Below are 18,318 nucleotides of genomic sequence, written 5' to 3'. Positions count from 1 at the left end.
GGAGAGCGGTGATCAGCGACGGTATGGCCGCGGTCCTGAGGTCGCTGGACGGGGGCAGGGTCGACGACCTGGCGCAGGCGTGTGCGAGGGCATTGGGCGTCGCGGGTGTCGCGCTGTCGCTGCGGGTCGGCGTCGAGCGGTCGCCCGAGCCGCTGTGGTGCCATCCCGAGCTGAGCGCGCAGTTCGAGGAACTCCAGTTCACGTTGGGCGAGGGCCCGGGGCCGGACGCGGTCCGCGTCGGCTCACCCGTTGTCGAGCCGGACCTGGACCGGGTGCGCCCGGAGCGGTGGCCCGCACTGCTGCCGGCCGCGCGCGAGTTGGGCGTACACGGGGTGTGCTGCTTCCCGCTGGGCATCGGAGCTATCCGGATCGGCGTACTGACCCTGCTGTGCGACAGCGGACGGAGGCTGAGCGGGCAGCAGTACACAGACGCCACCGCATTGACCGCCGTGCTGACCAGCGCCCTCCTGAAGGATGACCGACATGACGGGGACAGGGGCGGTCCCGGGCTCGGCATGGCCCTGGAATTTCCCTCGGTGCTGCACCGGGCGGTCGTGCACCAGGCCACGGGAATGATCAGCGTCCAGCTGGACGTGTCCATGGAGGAGGCCCTGCTGCGGCTACGCGCCCGTGCGTACAGCGGCGAGCGCCCCCTCGGCGAGATCGCGGCGGACGTGGTCGCCCGCAGGATGCGCTTCGATGACGACTTCGACGACGATGTGAGCGGGCCGTATTCGCCCGACGGTGGAAAGGGATGATTGCCATGGCCCGCGAACGACGTCTGGCCGAGATCTTCGTGGAGGTCGCGGACTCCCTGGTCGAGGACTTCGACGTCATCGACCTGCTGCACCGGCTGTCCGCGCGCTGTGTCGAACTGCTCGACGTGTCGGCGGCCGGGATCCTGCTCGCGGACGCGCACGGTGAACTGCAGGTCATCGCCGCCTCCGACGAGCACACCCGCCTGCTGGAGCTCTTCGCGCTGCAACACGACCAGGGCCCGTGCGTGGAGTGCTACCGCACAGGCACCGCCCGCACCAACATCGACCTGACGCGGCCGGAGTCGGCCGCCGACTGGCCGCGCTTCGCCGCCCGTGCGCGCGAGACGGGGTACGTGGCCACCCACGCCATCCCCCTGCGTCTGCGCAGTCGGGTCGTCGGCGCCCTCAATCTCTTCCAGACCTCCCCGCATGTCCTGGACAGGGGTGACATCGCGCTCGCCCAGGCACTCGCCGACGTGGCCACCATCGCGATCCTCCAGCAGCGCACCCTGGAGCAGTCGCACGTCGAGAACAGCCAGTTGGAGTCCGCGCTGACCAGCCGCATCCTGATCGAACAGGTCAAGGGCGTGCTGGCGGAGCGCTGGAACACCTCCGTCGACGACGCCTTCGCCGCGTTCCGGACGTACGCCCGCGCGCGGCATCTGCGCCTGTCGGAGCTGGCTACCCAGATCATCTCGGGCGGCTTCGACACTGCCGTCATCCCGCCACCGGTACCGGTCCGGACCGGCGACCACTGCGGCTGACCGCCGTTGCGCCCCCGGTACGGCCGGTGCCGGTGGCGGGGGAGCCACACGGGCCCCTCGCCAGTCGGCCGGGGCCGCGCCGGCTCGAAATATCCCCTCATCACCGACGGACACGACACCCCGCTTGCCGTCCTGCTGACCGGCGGCAACCGCAGCGGCGTCACCTAAATCCTGCCCCTGCTCGACGCAATCCCGCCGGTCCGCGGCGGCGTCGGACGGCCGTGGCGCAAACCCGACTCGCTCTTCGCCGGCCGTGGCTACGACCACGCCATCTACCGCGACCGGGTCCACGACCGCGGCATCGTGCCCGCAACCGCCCGCCGCGGCACCCTGCACGGCACCGGACTGGGAACCTACCGCTGGGGTGTGGAGAGGAGTCTTGCCTGGTTGCACGGCTTTCGGCGCCTGCGGATCCGGTGGGAACGACGAGCCGACATCCACGAAGCATTCCTGACACTCGCCTGCTGCCTCATCACCCACCGACAACTCAGGGCGTTGCGCTGACGTTGGCATGCAAGGCCGCTGGTCACCCGATGGGTGTCTGGGGCTCATGCCATGATCCGGCCTCATGAGCGAGCGTTCACTTTCCCCCGCCTGGCTGGTCTCGTGGACAGACAGTGTCTCCGGGATTCTCGCGGCAATGACAGGTGAGTTCGAGCGGCGGCACGGCTTTCCCTCTGGCACCAACGAGGTCCGGCCGGCCAACAGTGACGATCAAGGCGCTGCTCGCGCTCTTGCCCAAGCGAGCCTCATACCGGCCGACCTGGTCACCTTCTACGGCAGCGTGGGCGGCGTCACCTGGGCGGACGTCGGCAACGGCTACTTCCTCGACCCGGCAAGTGACGTCCTCCTGCGACTCCAGGAGATCGGCGCTGTCGACCTCGTTGCCCAGCAGAGGGTCCAGGGACTGGTCATCGGCTCGAACGGCGGCGGCCTGTCCTACGTGGCAGCCCCTGATGGGTCGGTTCATCGAACGCGGACGGCGTCGCTGGACGACCCGGAGCTCGACAAGGTGGCCGATGGCCTGCGGCAGTTCCTGGAAATGCTGGAGCGGTCCTTGACGCGGTTCGTCGCCGACGGCGAACCGGGATCTTTGTAGGTCAGCCCGCACGGCCCATTCAGTTAGCCGCTGCCCGCTACGGCCGCGTCGATCTCCTTTGTATTGATGAACTCGGCTAACCTTTACCGATCCACGTCTCTGCGCGGCCGTAGTGGACTGGCTGGCGTTCGGCGGGAACATCATCGAGACCGGCACCGACTCCTACCGCCTGGCCGCCACCCGCGCCGAACGGCAGGCCGCCGCGGTCCCCGCGGGCTGACGAAGACGGCCCCGTGCCACCGGCTCCGTCCCACCGGGCCCGTCCCGCCGAACGCTGCGACGCCGCCCACGGATACGTGATGCCACAGGCCGCCTCAGCACCACAGCCGACTGCCCGTACCCGGTCCGATACCGTCACGAAGGCCGGAAGTCGGGGGTGTCGCCCATCCGTTGCCTGGTTCTACCCTGGTCCCAGGGCAGTCGTCCGCTGCACCGGCACCAGCCGGCCACCGGACGCTGAGCCCGCATTCCTGGCCCCCAAGCCCCCGGGGCGATTGACGGTCGGAGCCGTATCGCCGACAACACGGCTCCGACCCCGTCCTCCCAGCTTTTCGAGCCGGGGTGAACTCCCGCGCACCCCGGACGCCGGTGAGGACGACCGGTGCGAGGACAGCGCGGAGGGGAGCCGCCCGTCCCCGCGCCACGGCCGCCGCCGGGGATGCCGATGCCTCGGCGGCGGCCACACACTCCGGCCGGGCCTCAGGCCCGGAGTTCGTCCTCGTACTCCGACACTACTCGGGGCCTGCCCGTGAGGATCCCCTTCTGCGACAGGCCAATTACGGACCGGACAGCCAAGGCTGAGAAGCCGTCAGGTCAGAGTCACCGTCCAGGCGGTCCCCGACATGCTCCGCCGCTCGGGCAAGTCGACGCCGCAGGCGACAGTTCTCGTCAAGCAGCCCCTAGCACTCCTCGGTCAACAAGCGAGCCTTCCGAACGAGTTCGGCAGCGCACTCCGCCTTCGCATCCAACCCGCTCCCGCCGCGCATCCCATCGCGCTTCCAATGCCATGAGAACAAGGTTCCCGACATCGGGAACTGTCATGTCGGTCTCAGACACAGGCTCTAACGCCCTCGAACACCCTGACCCGCCGCAGCGGGGCCGCCAGGTGGAGTCATTTCTCACCTACAGATTCAGGTCCCCTCAGGCACCGGGTGGAGTCAGAACTGACCTACAAGTGGAGTCCACCGTCATCCACTAAGCCACCCGGCCCGGTCTTGCTGGAACTGTGCATCAACGCCCGCGCCGTGGACGTTGTCGTGTGAGGCAGCGACCACATCGTGCCCGCTGCCCGGACCGCCGATTGCGACCGGATCGGCCAGCGCGGCCTGGAGATCTTCAAGGCCGTCATCGACACCCTGTTCACCGAGCGGGAGCCGGTCGGCAAGCACGTCGCGGCCCGCATCGCCTGTTCGGCGGCCCCGGGGGACACGCCACCAGTCTCCACCCCTAGTAGCAGGCAGCGCGCTCCCCTCGGTCCGGCGGCTTGCCGTGACGGCCTGCCCTAGTCCGCCCAGGAGGCTCAGGGGGCGGGCAGCCATGACATCGCTTGGGGCTCGGCCGGGGCCGCGCGGGTCGACGAGAGCGCGACGCCCCGCGCGTGCGCCGACCGGTCTCCTGTTGGCCCCCTCAGCCTTCCTCGGTATGGGCGGCGGCTCCATCTGGTGCCCTATCGCTGCTCGAGGTCGATTACCCCCCGTTGGACGCACAGAAAACCTGTACTGGCTGGAGTAGACATTGAGCAGTGGTGTGGTTATGGTTTCCCTCATAGCCAGAGAGACAGTAGGGCCTGGCAGACACGAACTGCCAGGCAGCAGTATGTAGTTGCAGTGTGCAGGGCGGTGCGGTGGTGGAGTTCCGGAGCCAGGGATGTAGGACGGTGACGGGACTGACGACCGGACCGGGTGGCGCGCAGTGATCAGGGGCCGCCGTGAGCAGTACCGCAGTGGCAGTACCCGCAAGTGAAGTTCGTAATACCCAGCAGTGAAGTCAGTGAGCGGTACCTCGGTGAAGGCGTCGGCTGCGGACGCGCGCACCGGGAGGTTCGGCAGTGGGGTTCTAAGCCAGAGCAGACGCAGGACGGGCGACGGGGCTGACTGCCGAAAGAGTGGCGCTGTCCCAGGCCATGGAGCAGGTCGCATCACCAGCACTACGCAGTAGAGCAGTACCAGCATTGAGGGAAGGAACGGAGGAATTGGGCGCCATCAGGATTGCCCGGGCGGCTTGTTGAGCCCGGGTACCGCAGGACATCGATAGTGAGGTGGTCTCCGGTCGAGCAATCGCGATCCGAGCATCCCCGACAGCATTCCGGTCGGGCGTGCGCAGACAGAAGGCCGGCGCAGAAGTAGGGCCGGCAGATGGTGGAGCAGTTCCTTCGGGCCCTGGCGCCGTACGGCGCCAGGGCCCTCCACGTGTTCCCCTCCACGCGTTTTACAGAGAGGTCAGATGACAGCAGACGACACCTTCAGCCGACTCGACGACGACGATTACCCCGCCTACACCATGGGCCGGGCCGCCGACATGCTCGGCACCACTCAGAGCTTCCTGCGCGCCATCGGCGAACACCGCCTGATCACCCCGCTGCGGTCCCCGGGCGGGCACCGGCGCTACTCCCGCTATCAGCTGCGCATCGCCGCCCGCGCCCGGGAACTCGTCGACCACGGCACCCCCATCGACGCCGCGTGTCGGATCATCATCCTCGAGGACCAACTCGAGGAAGCCCAGCGCATCAACGCCGAACACCGCCGCAATGCAACCCTGCGCACAACCGCCACCGGATAGGCGGTCCGCGATGCCGCGCCCGACCCCACGCTTTCGCCCTATCAAGAATATGAGCGCATGATCGCCGAAGGTACTGAGCCGCCGTCCCACGTACGGGAGCCCCAGCCCGACGCGGGCAACCCGCCCGGCACCCTGCGCATCCCGGCGATGGATGCGTCTGCGGTCGCAACAGGCCGGCTGACTGCCGCCCCCGGCCCGGAGGGCGGGGTGGAGCGGGCGGCGGCTGCGCTGAAGCCCAGGATGCGCGGCTGGCTGCACGCCGGCGTCTTCCCCCTGGCGCTGGCCGGCGGCATCGTCCTGATCGCTGTTTCGCGCACGGGCGCGGCGGTGGCGGCCTGCGCGGTGTACGCGGTGTCGGCCTGCCTGCTGTTCGGCACCAGCGCGGTCTACCACCGTGGAACGTGGAGTCCGCGCGGGGAGGCGGTTCTGCGGCGACTGGACCACGCGAACATCTTCCTGATCATCGCGGGCACCTACACACCGCTGGCGGTACTGCTGCTGCCCGAAGGCCGGCAGAGGGTGCTGCTGACGGTGGTGTGGGCAGGTGCGCTGGCCGGGATCGCCTTCCGCCTCCTGTGGATCGGGGCTCCTCGCTGGCTGTACACGCCGTGTTACATCGCGTTGGGCTGGGTGGCCGTCTTCAATCTGCCCGACTTCGCGCGCACCGGCGGTGCCGGCGTCGTCGTCCTCGTCATCGCCGGCGGTCTGCTCTACACCGGAGGCGCCGTCGTCTACGGACTCAAGCGCCCGGACCCCTCCCCGGCCTGGTTCGGCTTTCACGAGGTCTTTCACGCCCTGACCATCGCCGCCTTCACCTCGCACTACACGGCCATCCTTCTCGCGGCCACGTAGTAACGGTGTTTGAGGGCCGAAGCTGGGCCCGGTGGTGCATTGTGACCGGTCCGGGGACCGGGATCGGTACTGGTCTCCCGCGTCTTTCCGGGCGCAGTCTTGAGCGTCATCGAGCAATGGAGAAATCGCTGTGAGTGCAGGAGGGCCGGATGGCGGGCTGGTCTCTCGACTTCTCCGGGGCGAAAGGGGCCGGGGCAGGGCGATGACGTTGGCGGGGACGTTGGAGGCGGCGGAGGCCGCGGCGCCGGTGGAGTCGCTCGATGTGGTCGCGCGCCTGCTCCAGGAACGTCTAGGAGCGGTGTCGGTGTCGTTCCTGATCACCGACTTCACCGGCAGTTCGGTCGTGCGGCTGGGGGCGGCGGGCAGCGTCGACACCGACGAACCCGCCCGGCGCATCACGCTGCGGGGAACCTTGTACGACGATGTGATCCGTACCCAGCGGCCGGGCGTGGAGGACGAGGGCGAGGGCGGTCTGGTGCGGATCGTGGCCCCGGTGACCAACCGCGGTGACGCCATCGGGCTCCTCGAACTGTTCCTGCCCGAGGCGCCGGACGCGGAGGTGATGCGAGAGATCGGCGAGACTGCGCACGCGCTGGCATACATCGTCATCGCCAACCGGTCCTTCACCGACGTGTACCAGTGGGGACGCCGGACCAAGCCCCTGAGTCTGGCCGCGGAGATCCAGCACCGGCTGCTCCCGGCGTCGCTGGCGTGCGAGGCGGCACAGTTCGCGGTGGCCGGGGCGCTGGAGCCGGCCGACCACGTCGGGGGTGACACCTTCGACTACGCGATCGACCGGGACACCGTCCAGCTGTCCGTCACCGATGCCATGGGTCACGATGTCGAGGCCGCGCTGCTGGCCACCCTTGCGGTGGGCGCCCTGCGCCGGGCACGGCGGGCCGGTGCCGATCTCGCCGAACAGGCCCGCCAGGCCGACCAGGCCATGCGCGAGCACGGCCACAAGGGCTACGTCACCGGCCAACTCCTGCGTATAAGCCTGCTCGACGGCAGGACCGAGTTCGTCAACGCCGGGCATCCCTGGCCGCTGCGGATGCGGGATGGCCAGGTGCGGGAGATCACTCCGACGGTCGATATGCCGTTCGGTTTCGACGCCCCGCACAGTTACCGGGTCCAGTCTCTGGACCTGTGTCCGGGCGACCGGCTGGTGATGCTGACCGACGGCATGCTGGAGCACAACGCAGGCAGCATCGACCTGTCCGACCTGATCGTGCGCACCCGCCCGCTGCATCCCCGTGAGGCCGCCCGCACCCTCATCGCGGCGATCGTCGACGCCAACGACGGCCACCTGCAGGACGACGCGACCGTCATGTGCCTGGACTGGCACGGCACCAATCACTTCGAGAGGGACGCCGCCACCGGCGCAGACCTCACCGACGCCTCAAAAGCGTCAAGGATGGGACGGCCCACTCCCGGGCGGTGACCCCGGGCGTTTGGTGGTGACCTGGCCAAGCAGCGGGAGGCCCTTGCTGCGCAACGTCGCCGTCAGAAGGCCGGGATGTCGGCGGGGCAGAGGTCGGGGCGGGCGCGGTGCCAGCGTGCGGGGTGACGCCACCGGCCGGAGGCGTCGCGGGCGACGTCGACGCCGACTTCCACCACCAGCTCGGGCCTCACCAGCGTGACGCTCAACGTCTCCCGGCTGCCCTACCCGGCGGAGAACGACCAGCCCGTCACGGATGACCGTGCTGCGCCAAAGCGAGCAGGCCGGCGACCGCAGCGCTCGCCGGCCGGGTGAGGTCGGGAGTGCGGGCTGGAGCGGCGGCCCGATGTCGGCGAGCACGTCCAGGAGCGCCTGGCGGCGCTCGGTGCACGGACGCGACCGCAGATCAGGCAGCCCTCCGGCGCGATGGGTCAGGACGTCGAACCTGGAAGCGCAGGGGTTCGCGGAATCCTGGAGCAGTTCGAGTGCGAACCCGTACGTCGATGAGGGAGTGGTGGCTGTCTCGACGCGGGTTGACCCTCGAGTCGGGTTGAAGGTCTGGCGTCGATGGTGTGACGACATGCCGCAGTTCGCCGAGAGCTCCGGCATTCCGGCCACGACGCTGCGCTTCTACGAGGATGCCGGGCGGTTACACGTCGAACGCGCGCCGTCCGCGAGCGCTCCGGTGCAGGCTTCGCCCTCTGCCACCGTGCGGTAGGGCCGCTTCCCGGCAGCGTCAGTTCCGCGCAACGGAAGGCTCACCCGGTGCTACGCGGTTCACGGCGCCGGTACGGCACCGATCTGCTGCATCACCGCGACGAGATCGGGCTGGCCCCGTTCGCCGACGATCTGGCCGCCGGCCAGGTAGTAGAAGTTCATGGCCTGCACCGAGATCTTGTTGCCGCTCGCCGGGATCCCGAAGAATTCACCGTCGTGCGTTCCCCGCATGGTGAACCGCGCGGCCACGGTGTCGCCTTCGGTGACCGTCTCCTCCAGCGTCCACTGGACGTCGGGGAAGGCGCTGCGCATCATCCCGATGACTTCCAAGTACCCATCGGGCCCCCGCAATGGTTCCGGGTGGCTTGGCGCGTGGAACACCGCGTTCGGAGAAATGACCTCGTGGGCGAGATCCTCGTTGCCCGTGTTGATGAACTCGACGAAACGGTTCATCACTGACTCGGTGGACTGCGATGGCATCTTGCTGTGCCTCTCCGGAGACGTTTGGACGGGTACCGACGAGTGTAACATCGAATCGATGTGCACATCGATTCGATGTCTGCGTGCGAGGATGGACTCATGCTGGAACTCGCGATACTCGGTTTCCTCGCCGAGGGACCTCTGCCCGGACACGAGGTGCGCCGCCGCATCTCACAGCTGACCGGCTATACGCGGCCGGTCAGCGACGGCAGCCTGTATCCGGCGATCAATCGCCTGACCAGGGCGGGCTTGATCGAGCGGCGCTCAGACCCGGCTGCGGGGGCGGCCCGGTACGTGCTCAGCCTGACCGCGGCCGGACGGGCCGACATGCTTCAGCGTCTGCGCAAGCCCGCCGACCACGAGATCACCGACTTCACCCGGTTCTACGTCGTCCTGGCCTTCCTCTCCCACCTGCCCGACGTGGCCGAACAGCACGCGGTGCTGCGCAGACGGTTGGAGTTCCTGGAAGAGCCGGCGAGCTTCTTCTACGACCACGAGCGGCCCCTGCGTGCCGAGGAGGTCGCCGACCCCTACCGGCGGGGCATGCTGCTCACCGCCCGCGCCACCAGCCGCGCCGAACGGACCTGGCTGCGCGAGACCCTCGGGGAAGAACGGCCCGTATTCGACACCGGATGCACCGACAGCGATCCGCATGCGCCCGCCGCTCCCGCTAGCTGACTGTCCACGGAGGTACTCCCATGCTTGCTTCCTGGTACGACGACCAGGGCTCCGCCGCCGATGTCCTGCAGGTCGGTGAACTCCCTGATCCCGCCCCCGGCCCCGGCGAGGTCCGCGTCCGCGTCACCGTTTCGGGCATCAACCCCGGCGACACCAAGAAGCGGCGCGGCTGGCTCGGCTCGTCCATGCCCTATCCGCGGGTGATCCCGCACAGCGACGCCGCCGGAGTCATCGACGCCGTGGGCGCCCAAGTCGACGCCCGCCGCGTCGGACAGCGGGTCTGGGTATACGGCGCCCAGTCCTACCGCCCCTCCGGCACAGCTGCTCAGTACACCGTCGTACCCGACCACCAAGCCGAACCTCTGCCAGACCACCTCAGTGACGATCTGGGCGCGAGCCTCGGCATCCCCGGCATCACCGCCCACCGCACCGTCTTCGCCGACGGCCCGGTCGACGGGCAACTGGTCCTGGTCCACGGAGTTCTCGGCAGCGTCGGCTCCTTGGCCGCCCAGCTCGCCCACTGGGCAGGTGCGACTGTGATCGCGACCGTCCGCCGCGCCGCGGACCTCGACCGCGTCGACCCGGCCGTCGTCTCCCACGCCGTCGCCCTGGATACCGGCGACCCCGCCGCGGCCATCCGCTCGTATGCGCCCCGGGGCGTCGACCGGATCATCGAGGTCGCGCTGTCCGACAACGCCGATCTCGACAACGCCGTCGCCGCCCACAACGCCGTCATCGCCGCCTACGCCACCCGCACGGACCGCACCGAAATCCCCTTCTGGCCCCTGCTGTTCAACAACGTCACCCTGCGGCTGCTCGGCAGCGACGACTTCCCCGCCGATGCAAAGCGCCAGGCCGCCCGCGACCTCACATCCGCCGCCGCGGTCGGCGCCCTCACCGTCGCCGTCGGCGACCGTCACCCGCTGGACGACATCGCCAAGGCCCACGACCACGTCGACGCTGGCGGTGGCCACGGCCGCATCCTGCTCACCATCCCCCAATAGCGCAGACTGGGAACACTGGCCTACTTAGCTCAGCTTCCTAGCCCTGCGGGGGCGGCCCGTCGTGCTGCCAAGTAATCGGACGAGCTCTCCGTCGAGCGCGGTGTCGGCGGGCAGGGCGGCGGCAACGATCTCGGAAAGGCACCGGCTACGTCACCGCCGACGCGAGAGCGGATCAGCACACGCCGTCGACCCGCCAGCCCACGAGTGCCCGGTAACCGTCCCACTTGGGCTCCGCCGAATGATCCGGCAGGGACCAAGTCGAGGGCATGGTGGACGTCTTCCCTGCTGCGGCGCGGCTGGCTCACCAGCACAGCGTTCGCGACTCCGGAGCGTCTGATCGAGACCATCCGGCACGGAATGAGGGAGATCCAGTGCCGGCCGCACCCCATTTGACGGATGCCTCGTCGGAACCGGACTCACCCTCACCACGACGGCGACGCGTGTTCAAGCTCCAGCTGCTGCGCGAGAGTCGGGTAGAGAACGGTGACCGCTGCCGAGAGCGCGGTGTGCACCTTTGTGGTCATCTCGTCGACGATGAGTTCGTGGTCTTCGGCTTCGGCGGCGTCGAGGATTGCGGCGGCGACGTCGGAGGGCTGGTTCAGCCGGCCGGGTCGTTGCCTGCTTGTATCGGGGTGTCGGTCGGGCCGGCGTAGACGCCGAGGACCTGGATGCCGGCGGCAGGGAGTTCGAGTCGGAAGGCGGCGCCGTCAGCAGGTCGCCTCTGGGGTAGATGGCCGCGTCGTTGATCGAGATGGTCGTGTCGCCGGCTTGTCGTGCAATGCGGTCGATGGAGCCAGGGTCGGTCATGTCGAGGAGCAGAACGCGTCACTTTGCGTGAGTCGCCCGGCGGTAGCGTTCCGGAGGACAGCCGCGGGAACTTGCTCCACCCGCTCACCGGGGACGGGTCGCCACCTGCTGACAGAACCGGGCGTGCTCCGCCTGGATACACTGCCCCGTCGGGAGGAGCTCATCCTCTGCCTGTGCCGGCACGGTCGGCAGGCGGCTTGATGCGAAGGAGCCCGAGCGTGGATATCCCACATGGGGTGGGCGGGAGGGCCCTGGCGGAGCCCGGGAGGAGGGGTGCGTTGGAGGTGAGCCCGTTGCGCGGTCGTGCCGGGATACAAGCCCGCGGTGAGATCAGCGTCCTCACTCGCACGTCGTGGGCGCAGGCCCTGTCCGAGTTGGCCAGGCGGCACGCGGGCGTGTCGTACGTGGAGCTGTCGGATGTCGCGTTCGTCGACGTCGCCGGGGTGACCGCCCTGGCGGTCACCGCCATGAACCTGCCCGACGGGAGGGTTGTGGTCGAGAATCCCCCGCCGCAGCTGCCGCGGGTCTTGGAGATGTTCTGGCCTGGGCTGGACCGGATCGAGGTGGCTCTGTGATGAGCACGGTGACCACCCATGAGGCGTTCGTGCACCCCGCCCTTTTCTACCGCACCGAGCAGGAGTACACGCAGCAGACCGTGGCCTTCCTGCGCGAGGGCCTGACCAACGGCGAGCCGCTGGCCGTGGCGGTGCCCGGCCCCAACCTGGACCTGATCAAAGCAGGTCTGGGCGGGGACGCCGAGGGCATCCTGTTCCTGGACATGACCCAGGCCGGCCGCAACCCGGGGCGGATCATCCCCAAAGTGCTGCGCGGATTCGCCGACGCCCACCCGGAGGGCCGGGTGCGGATCATCGGCGAGCCGATCTGGGCCGGACGCAGCGCAGTGGAGTATCCGGCGTGCGCGCAGCACGAGGCACTGATCAACGCCGCCTTCGAGGGCCGGGCGGTGACGATCCTGTGCCCCTACGACGAGGTGGGGCTGGATCCGCAGGTGATCGCCGATGCGCGGGTGACCCACCCGACACTCATCAGCGGGCAGGGCCGCGAGTCGGTCAGCGACGCCTACGACTGGCAGGCGGTCGTCGATCGGTACAACCAGGCGCTCGTGCCCGCACCGGACGCCGCGGCCTTCTCTTACGGTGATGAGGACCTTCCGGCAGTGCGAGAGTTCGCTCTCGCTCAGGCGATGCAGCTGGGCATGGCCGGGGAACGGCTGATGGACGTGCAGCTGGCGGTCGCGGAACTGACGACCAACAGCGTCGTACACGGCGGAGGCCACGGGACACTCGCGGTCTGGGCCGAGCAGGGGCAACTGGTGTGTGAAGTCCGCGACGCAGGCCGACTGACCGACCCGCTGGCCGGCCGCCGCCCGCCGGAGCACGGCCAGTTGGGCGGCCGGGGCCTGATGCTGGTCCACTACGTCGCCGACCTGGTGCGCGTGCACACCAGCGACGACGGAACGACCGTGCGCTTCTACCTCAGCCTGTGACAATGCGCGGGCGGCCACGTGTGCGGGTAGCCGCCCGCCCCACTCGTCTCACGTGCAGAGCCAAGCACGTGATCCATTTCGGCTCACTTTGTTGCCCTCATGGCACGCAGGATGATCTGCTTGATTCCGCGTTGTCCGCGAGCGTTGGGGTGTATCGGTGCCGCCGGGCTACTGGGGATCAATGGCTCGATCCATCGTGTGTCCGGAGCTGAGCAGACGTTGTGCTCCCGGGATTCGGTTTCGGTGTCCACGTAGGTGGCGCCAGCTGTTTGGGCCTGTTGCCGCAGCACCTTGTTGAGCTGGTCTTCCCGCTCCCGCAGGTAGGCGATATCGCCGGGAGCAAGGGGAAGTGCGCGTCCGCATCCCGTGCCTCCGGGCGGCAGGATCGCGGGATAGCCGACGATGTAGAGGTGCGCCTTGGGCGCACGCCGCCTGATCTCCTGCATCAGGTCGGACAGTGCCGTTCCCAGCGCTGTCATCCGCTGCTGCGTCCTGTCGGTGCCGTCCTTGACGTAACGCTCTCGGCAGGGAGCGTCGACCGAGACGTCCTTGTTGCGAGTGATGAGCTTGTACGCCGCTCCCATGGTGAGGCAGCGGGTGAGCACGCTGCTGAAGCCGATGTCATTGCCTCCGACGCCGACGGTGACGAGCCGGGTCCGGCGGGACAGAGAGGAAAGCTGCGCAGGATTGCGGCCGTCGTCGGTGGACTGAGGCGAGGTGAAGTCCGCCGTCGTCGCGCCGCTGCAGCTCATGTCGCGGAACATGCCCGGTTTGAGCTTGAGGCGGGCGGCGAGCAGCGCCGGATAGTTGTGGTCGGAGCGGTCACAGCCAGCGGGTTTGCCGCTCTGAGCCGGTATGCGTGGACCGGAAGTGTAGGAGTCGCCGAGAGCGACATAGGGGCCCTGCAGGACGCTGTCCCCAGCAGGGTCGCTGTCCTGACGGGTCTCGGCGACGGTGGCGGTCAGGACTACTGCGGACAGGAGGATTCCGGTCAGAACGAAGCGTGGGTGCGTCACGATGCCTTGTGTCCCGTCTTCTGAGTGGCTTGATCGGTCAGGGACAGGGCATGCCCGATGCCTGCGAGAGCGGCAGCGTCGACAAGCGATGGCAGCCCTGTTACGGCGTGCGCCGGTGAAAGGCGCTGTCGTCTCGTCTGTCACCGCGGCGGTTGCATCAGGCCGGACTGGTAGGCGAAGGCGACGAGCTGTGCACGGTCGCGGGCGCCCGTCTTGGTTTTGGCGCGCTGTATGTGGGTGCGGACGGTCAGAGGGCTGAGGAAGAGTTCCTCGGCGATCTCTTCGTTGGATTTGCCCTCTGCGACCACGGCCAGCACCTCGCGCTCTCGCGGAGTAAGGCTGCTGAACCGCTCGGGGGCAGGGGCGACGGAGCTGGGCACGGGTAGGGCAAGGAAGCGCGTGATCAGTGAGCGGGTGGCTACGGGTGACAGCAAGGCGTCACCGGAGGCGACCGTGCGGATGCCGTCGAGGAAGGCGTCGGCGGTGGTGCTCTTGCCGAGGAAGCCGCTCGCACCCAGGTGCAGGGCCTGGGCGACGTGCTCGTCGGTCTGGAACGTGGTGAGGATGAGGACGCGGGTGTCCTGCAGCTCGCTCTGGTCGCAGATGGCGGCGGTCGCGGCCAGTCCGTCGGTGCCGGGCATGCGGATGTCCATCAGAACGACGTCCGGGCGGTGGAGTCCGGCCAGCGTGATGGCCTGCTGGCCGTCGGCGGCCTCGGCGACGACCTCCATATCGTCACAGGAGTCGATCAGCACGCGGAAGGTCGCTCGCAGCAGGGCCTGGTCGTCGGCAATCAGTACGCGGATCGTCATGGAACTCACTCTCTGCTGTGGCGCTGATGGGAAGTTCGGCCGTGACGGCGAAGCCGCCTTCCGGGCAGTGCCCCGCACGAAAGCTGCCCCCGACGGACTGAGCGCGCTCTCGCATGCTGATGAGACCGAAGCCACCGCCGGGTGCGCGCGGAGGCGCGATCGGACTGCTGTCGTTGCTCACGGTGATCGTCAACTGTTCCTGCGCGTATGCGAGGTGGACATGTGCCGTGTTCACCGCGGCGTGTTTGGCAACGTTGGTGAGCGCTTCCTGCACAATGCGGAAGGCGGCCAGGTCTGCCCCGGCCGACAGGAGCTTCACGGGGCCTTCGACGGCGATCGTGATGTGCAGTGCAGCGGCGGCGAAGGCGGCGACCAGGTCAGGAAGCCGGTCAAGTCCAGGTGCGGGATTGAGCGATTCCTCTGCGGTCTCGGACTGGCGCAACAGGCCCACGGTCGCCTCGAGTTCGCGCAGCGCTGCCGTGGTCGTGCCGGTGAGTTCGGTGAGGATGCGCCCGGTCTGCGCGGGGTGAGTGGAGAACAGGTGGGCGGCTGTGCCGGCCTGAGCGTTGGCCAGAGCCATGTGGTGGGCCACGACATCGTGCAATTCTCGGGCGATGCGGACGCGTTCTTCGGTGACGCGGCGCTGTGCTTCCTCGTAGCGGGTGCGTTCGGCGTCCTCGGCACGGGTGCGGACGGTGTCCATGTACGCGCGGCGGGCTCGCACGGCCGATCCATGCAGGATGGGCAGCAGGATCCAGAAGGCAAGGCTCACCGCTTCGTTCGCCCAGGGCTCGCCCTCCGCATCCCAGCGCAGGGCAGTAGGCACGAGGACGACAGCAGCCAGGAGACCGTAGATGCGGATGGCTTGCTGAGAGGCCTGGAGGGTCAGTTCGTACAGGGCGACGATGACCGGGAGCAGCAGAAGGGGTCCGAAGATGCTGCCCTGGGCACCTGCGACGGCGGTGCCGAGGGTGGTGAGGACGACAACGGCGCCAGGGCGTCGGCGGCGCGCCAGCAGACTCGTACAGGTGACTGCCGCGAGGGCGAAGCCCGGCCACCACAGGGTGTCGTCGCCGACCCGGCGGTACTGGTTGCTGGTGGCCGCATAGATCAACAGGAGGAAAGCCGTTTCGACCAGGCGGGGGTGCCGATCGATGCGACGTCGCAGGCGGGTGACCATGTTTTCTCCGCAGTGCCGTGGCCGAGGGCTGAAGAAGTGGACGCAGTGGAGGCAGACCGGGCGCTCTGGACTGGGTCCGAGCGGCCCGGCCGGCACGTTCGTCAGACCGTCACGGAGGTCCGCGGGTCGTCGGTAGGCAGATCACGCGGCGCGGAGACCTGCTGGGTGAGTGCTTCTCCCTCGACGTCGACGCGCGGCATCAGCCGGTCCAGCCAGCGCGGCAGCCACCATGCCCGCTTGCCGAGGAGCGCCAGGACCGCGGGCACAAAGGCCATACGGACGACGAAGGCGTCGAAGAAGACGGCACTGGCCAGTCCGAAGCCGACCATCTTGACCAGGGATTCGCCGCCCGTCATGAACCCTCCGAACACCGCGATCATGATCAGCGCCGCTGCCCCTACGACGTGGGCGCTGTGCCGGAATCCGGTGACGATGGCCTGGCCGGGCCCTTCTCCGTGGATGTGCGCCTCGCGGATCCGGGAGACGAGGAAGACCTGATAGTCCATGGCGAGGCCGAAGACGATACCCACCAGGAAGATGGGCATGGTGCTCATGATCGGGCCGGTTTCGTCGACGCCGAAGAGGCCGGCTCCGTGGCCCTGTTGGAAGACGGTGACGATCGCGCCGAGGGCCGCGCCGACGGACAGCAGGAAGCCGAGCGCGGCCTTGAGCGGTACCAGGATCGAGCGGAAGACCAGAGCCAGGAGGAGGAAGGCGAGACCGACGACGACCGCGAGGTAGGGGATGAGGGCGTCCTGCATCTTCTGGCCGACGTCGATGTTCAAGGCGGGGGTGCCGGTGACCTTGAAGTCGGCGCCGGTGGCCGACTCCACCGCGCTGCGCTCGCTGCGGATGCTGTGCACCAGATCCTGTGTCTGTCGACTGGTGGGCGCGCTCGACGGGACGGCGGAGATCACTGCCGTGTCCTTCGCCTCGTTGAAGCGTGCCGGCGAGACGGAGACGATTCCCTTGGTGCCGGCGAGCTTTGCGGAAACGGCTGTGACGGCTGCCTTCGGGTCATCGGAGTCCCTGGCGTCGACGACCACCGTCAGCGGGCCGTTGAAGCCAGGGCCGAAACCCTCGGCGAGCGCGTCGTAGGCGCGACGCTCCGTGGTTGCCGTCGACTTGGCCTCATCGCCCGGCATGCCCATCCGCAGGTCCAGCGACGGCACCGCGAGTGCCCCGAGTCCGATCACGGACAGGAGCAGCACCGGCAGCGGCCGGCGCACCACGAACTGCGCCCAGCGAACACCCCGGGCGGCCTTCGTCCTTGAGCCGACCGCCTTGGTCCTGCCGATGCGGCCGAAGCGTGTGCTGGGGGTGCGACGTCCGCCCTTGCGGTCACGGCGGGAGAGCACCGCATTGGGCCAAAAGCCCAGGAGCGCGGGCACTGCGGTCAGGGCGACCAGGACTCCGACGAGCACTGCACCTGCCGAGCCGATACCCATCTTGGTGAGCATCGGGACGCCGACCACGGACAGGCCCAGCAGAGCGATGACAACGGTGAGCCCGGCGAAGACGACCGCGCTCCCGGCCGTGCCCGCGGCCAGGGCAGCCGCCTCCTGCGGCTGGTGTCCCTTGGCCCGCTCTTCCCGGTAGCGGGAGACCACGAACAGGGAGTAGTCGATGCCGACGGCGAGGCCGAGCATCATCGCCAGTTCACCGACCGTCGAGGAAAATCCGAAGGCGCTGCTCACGGCGGTGATCCCGGCCAGGCTGACACAGACACCGAGGATGGCGGTAAGCAGGGGCAGGCCGGCGGCGGCGAGAGAACCGAATGTGATCAGCAGCACGACCGCGGCGACGAGAACGCCGAGTACTTCTCCCAGGCCTTGCCCTGCATCGGTCTCCAGCGCGGAGCCGCCGACCTCGACGCTCAGACCCGCGTCACGGGCCTGCTCAACCGCCTTGGTCAGGTCCCTCTTGCTGGCATCGGTGAGATCGTCACTCTCGACCTTGTAGGTGACGGTGGCGTACGCCGTCGACTTGTCCTTGCTGACGGCGTTCGTGTCGAAGGGGCTGGTCGCGTCGGCGACCTGTGCCCCGTTGGCCACCGCGGCGACGAGTTTGCCGATGGCCGAGCGGTTGGCGGCGGCGGTGACGTGCGAACCGTGTGCCGCGACGAACACGATGCGGGCCTCGGTCCCGTCCGCTTCGGCGCCCGGGAAACGCTCATTGATCAGATCGAACGCCTGCTGGGATTCGATGCCGGGCAGGGAGGACGAGTCGTCCGGTGCCTCGGACGCGGTGGAAGCCCCGAGGAACACGGCGGCCAGCACCGCCACCCAGGCCAACACCACAATGCGGCGCTTGCGGAAGGCCCATTGGCCCACCCGATGCAAGAAAATCGCCATGAAGGACATCTCCATATCTGGATATCGGGAACGTCTCTCACCCTGGCGGGCAGGCCTCTGCCTGTCGTCGGCCC

General features: G+C 68.7%; 18 protein-coding genes and 2 pseudogenes. 14 read left to right on the top strand and 6 right to left on the bottom strand.

Going from position 1 to position 18,318, the window contains the following annotated elements; translation table 11 throughout:
- Positions 1-8 precede the first annotated feature (8 nt).
- From ACIQI8_RS44355 to ACIQI8_RS44320, 8 genes and pseudogenes are all read left to right on the top strand, one after another.
- Positions 9-758 (top strand): ANTAR domain-containing protein, encoded by a 750-nt coding sequence (locus ACIQI8_RS44355; protein ID WP_402364731.1) that lies wholly within the window; start codon positions 9-11, stop codon positions 756-758.
- A complete protein-coding gene (locus tag ACIQI8_RS44350; RefSeq protein WP_402364728.1) occupies positions 755-1,522 on the top strand; it encodes a GAF domain-containing protein in 768 nt (255 codons plus the stop codon). The genes ACIQI8_RS44355 and ACIQI8_RS44350 overlap by 4 nt, the downstream gene beginning before the upstream one ends.
- Before the next feature lie 36 nt (positions 1,523-1,558).
- A pseudogene (locus ACIQI8_RS44345) lies at positions 1,559-2,026 on the top strand (transposase); the annotation flags it as partial.
- Between the two features lie 64 nt (positions 2,027-2,090).
- Positions 2,091-2,621: an SMI1/KNR4 family protein gene (locus ACIQI8_RS44340; protein ID WP_402364724.1), complete on the top strand. Its 531-nt coding sequence runs from the start codon at positions 2,091-2,093 to the stop codon at positions 2,619-2,621.
- 32 nt (positions 2,622-2,653) lie between these two features.
- Positions 2,654-2,841, top strand: a pseudogene (locus ACIQI8_RS44335) (AAA family ATPase); the annotation flags it as partial.
- A gap of 2,222 nt (positions 2,842-5,063) precedes the next feature.
- Positions 5,064-5,399, top strand: coding sequence for a MerR family transcriptional regulator (locus tag ACIQI8_RS44330; RefSeq protein WP_402364721.1), 336 nt, complete (start codon positions 5,064-5,066; stop codon positions 5,397-5,399).
- A gap of 57 nt (positions 5,400-5,456) precedes the next feature.
- On the top strand, positions 5,457-6,251 hold the full coding sequence (locus ACIQI8_RS44325) for a hemolysin III family protein (protein WP_402364718.1): 795 nt from the start codon (positions 5,457-5,459) through the stop codon (positions 6,249-6,251).
- A gap of 202 nt (positions 6,252-6,453) precedes the next feature.
- On the top strand, positions 6,454-7,692 hold the full coding sequence (locus tag ACIQI8_RS44320) for a PP2C family protein-serine/threonine phosphatase (protein ID WP_402364715.1): 1,239 nt from the start codon (positions 6,454-6,456) through the stop codon (positions 7,690-7,692).
- A gap of 62 nt (positions 7,693-7,754) precedes the next feature.
- Here ACIQI8_RS44320 and ACIQI8_RS44315 read toward each other — a convergent pair whose 3' ends face one another.
- Positions 7,755-7,883 carry an ATP-dependent DNA ligase gene (locus ACIQI8_RS44315; protein ID WP_402364712.1) on the bottom strand — a complete coding sequence of 43 codons (129 nt, stop codon included), beginning with the start codon at positions 7,881-7,883 and terminating at the stop codon, positions 7,755-7,757.
- A 386-nt stretch (positions 7,884-8,269) separates the two neighbouring features.
- Here ACIQI8_RS44315 and ACIQI8_RS44310 point away from each other — a divergent pair, with 386 nt between their 5' ends.
- Positions 8,270-8,407, top strand: a complete 138-nt coding sequence (locus tag ACIQI8_RS44310) for a hypothetical protein (RefSeq protein WP_402364709.1) — start codon at positions 8,270-8,272, stop codon at positions 8,405-8,407.
- 59 nt (positions 8,408-8,466) lie between these two features.
- Here the strand turns inward: ACIQI8_RS44310 and ACIQI8_RS44305 are convergent, their stop codons facing one another.
- Positions 8,467-8,859 carry an ester cyclase gene (locus ACIQI8_RS44305; protein ID WP_402364706.1) on the bottom strand — a complete coding sequence of 131 codons (393 nt, stop codon included), beginning with the start codon at positions 8,857-8,859 and terminating at the stop codon, positions 8,467-8,469.
- A gap of 126 nt (positions 8,860-8,985) precedes the next feature.
- Here ACIQI8_RS44305 and ACIQI8_RS44300 point away from each other — a divergent pair, with 126 nt between their 5' ends.
- From ACIQI8_RS44300 to ACIQI8_RS44280, 5 genes are all read left to right on the top strand, one after another.
- Positions 8,986-9,564, top strand: coding sequence for a PadR family transcriptional regulator (locus ACIQI8_RS44300; RefSeq protein ID WP_402364703.1), 579 nt, complete (start codon positions 8,986-8,988; stop codon positions 9,562-9,564).
- Positions 9,565-9,584: 20 nt separating this feature from the next.
- Positions 9,585-10,568, top strand: coding sequence for an NADPH:quinone reductase (locus ACIQI8_RS44295; RefSeq protein WP_402364700.1), 984 nt, complete (start codon positions 9,585-9,587; stop codon positions 10,566-10,568).
- 440 nt (positions 10,569-11,008) lie between these two features.
- Positions 11,009-11,221 carry a hypothetical protein gene (locus ACIQI8_RS44290; RefSeq protein WP_402364697.1) on the top strand — a complete coding sequence of 71 codons (213 nt, stop codon included), beginning with the start codon at positions 11,009-11,011 and terminating at the stop codon, positions 11,219-11,221.
- A gap of 438 nt (positions 11,222-11,659) precedes the next feature.
- Entirely contained in the window at positions 11,660-11,950 is a 291-nt protein-coding gene (locus tag ACIQI8_RS44285) for a hypothetical protein (RefSeq protein WP_402364694.1), read from the top strand.
- Entirely contained in the window at positions 11,950-12,882 is a 933-nt protein-coding gene (locus ACIQI8_RS44280; RefSeq protein ID WP_402364691.1) for an anti-sigma factor RsbA family regulatory protein, read from the top strand. Before ACIQI8_RS44285 ends, ACIQI8_RS44280 begins: the two co-directional genes overlap by 1 nt.
- 83 nt (positions 12,883-12,965) lie before the next feature.
- Here ACIQI8_RS44280 and ACIQI8_RS44275 read toward each other — a convergent pair whose 3' ends face one another.
- From ACIQI8_RS44275 to ACIQI8_RS44260, 4 genes are all read right to left on the bottom strand, one after another.
- The gene (locus ACIQI8_RS44275) at positions 12,966-13,898 is read right to left on the bottom strand and encodes an SGNH/GDSL hydrolase family protein (RefSeq protein ID WP_402364688.1); all 933 of its coding nucleotides are present in this window, start codon (positions 13,896-13,898) and stop codon (positions 12,966-12,968) included.
- A gap of 140 nt (positions 13,899-14,038) precedes the next feature.
- Entirely contained in the window at positions 14,039-14,710 is a 672-nt protein-coding gene (locus ACIQI8_RS44270; protein WP_402364685.1) for a response regulator, read from the bottom strand.
- A complete protein-coding gene (locus ACIQI8_RS44265; protein ID WP_402364681.1) occupies positions 14,634-15,890 on the bottom strand; it encodes a sensor histidine kinase in 1,257 nt (418 codons plus the stop codon). The genes ACIQI8_RS44270 and ACIQI8_RS44265 overlap by 77 nt, the downstream gene beginning before the upstream one ends.
- Before the next feature lie 101 nt (positions 15,891-15,991).
- Entirely contained in the window at positions 15,992-18,244 is a 2,253-nt protein-coding gene (locus ACIQI8_RS44260) for an MMPL family transporter (RefSeq protein WP_402364679.1), read from the bottom strand.
- Positions 18,245-18,318: the final 74 nt, after the last annotated feature.

Origin of the sequence: Streptomyces sp. NPDC092369 (assembly GCF_044755245.1) — a bacterium.
Lineage (GTDB): Bacteria > Actinomycetota > Actinomycetes > Streptomycetales > Streptomycetaceae > Streptomyces.
This window is presented reverse-complemented; position numbering and strand designations above follow the sequence as displayed.

What these genes read in the sequence shown, in the direction of transcription:
- ACIQI8_RS44350 (WP_402364728.1), top strand. Translation starts at nt 755, where the DNA reads ATGATTGCCATGGCCCGCGAACGACGTCTGGCCGAGATCTTCGTGGAG.
- ACIQI8_RS44340 (WP_402364724.1), top strand. Translation starts at nt 2,091, where the DNA reads ATGAGCGAGCGTTCACTTTCCCCCGCCTGGCTGGTCTCGTGGACAGAC.
- ACIQI8_RS44330 (WP_402364721.1), top strand. Translation starts at nt 5,064, where the DNA reads ATGACAGCAGACGACACCTTCAGCCGACTCGACGACGACGATTACCCC.
- ACIQI8_RS44325 (WP_402364718.1), top strand. Translation starts at nt 5,457, where the DNA reads ATGATCGCCGAAGGTACTGAGCCGCCGTCCCACGTACGGGAGCCCCAG.
- ACIQI8_RS44320 (WP_402364715.1), top strand. Translation starts at nt 6,454, where the DNA reads ATGACGTTGGCGGGGACGTTGGAGGCGGCGGAGGCCGCGGCGCCGGTG.
- ACIQI8_RS44310 (WP_402364709.1), top strand. Translation starts at nt 8,270, where the DNA reads ATGCCGCAGTTCGCCGAGAGCTCCGGCATTCCGGCCACGACGCTGCGC.
- ACIQI8_RS44305 (WP_402364706.1), bottom strand. Translation starts at nt 8,859, where the DNA reads ATGAACCGTTTCGTCGAGTTCATCAACACGGGCAACGAGGATCTCGCC.
- ACIQI8_RS44300 (WP_402364703.1), top strand. Translation starts at nt 8,986, where the DNA reads ATGCTGGAACTCGCGATACTCGGTTTCCTCGCCGAGGGACCTCTGCCC.
- ACIQI8_RS44295 (WP_402364700.1), top strand. Translation starts at nt 9,585, where the DNA reads ATGCTTGCTTCCTGGTACGACGACCAGGGCTCCGCCGCCGATGTCCTG.
- ACIQI8_RS44280 (WP_402364691.1), top strand. Translation starts at nt 11,950, where the DNA reads ATGAGCACGGTGACCACCCATGAGGCGTTCGTGCACCCCGCCCTTTTC.
- ACIQI8_RS44270 (WP_402364685.1), bottom strand. Translation starts at nt 14,710, where the DNA reads ATGACGATCCGCGTACTGATTGCCGACGACCAGGCCCTGCTGCGAGCG.
- ACIQI8_RS44265 (WP_402364681.1), bottom strand. Translation starts at nt 15,890, where the DNA reads ATGGTCACCCGCCTGCGACGTCGCATCGATCGGCACCCCCGCCTGGTC.
- ACIQI8_RS44260 (WP_402364679.1), bottom strand. Translation starts at nt 18,244, where the DNA reads ATGGCGATTTTCTTGCATCGGGTGGGCCAATGGGCCTTCCGCAAGCGC.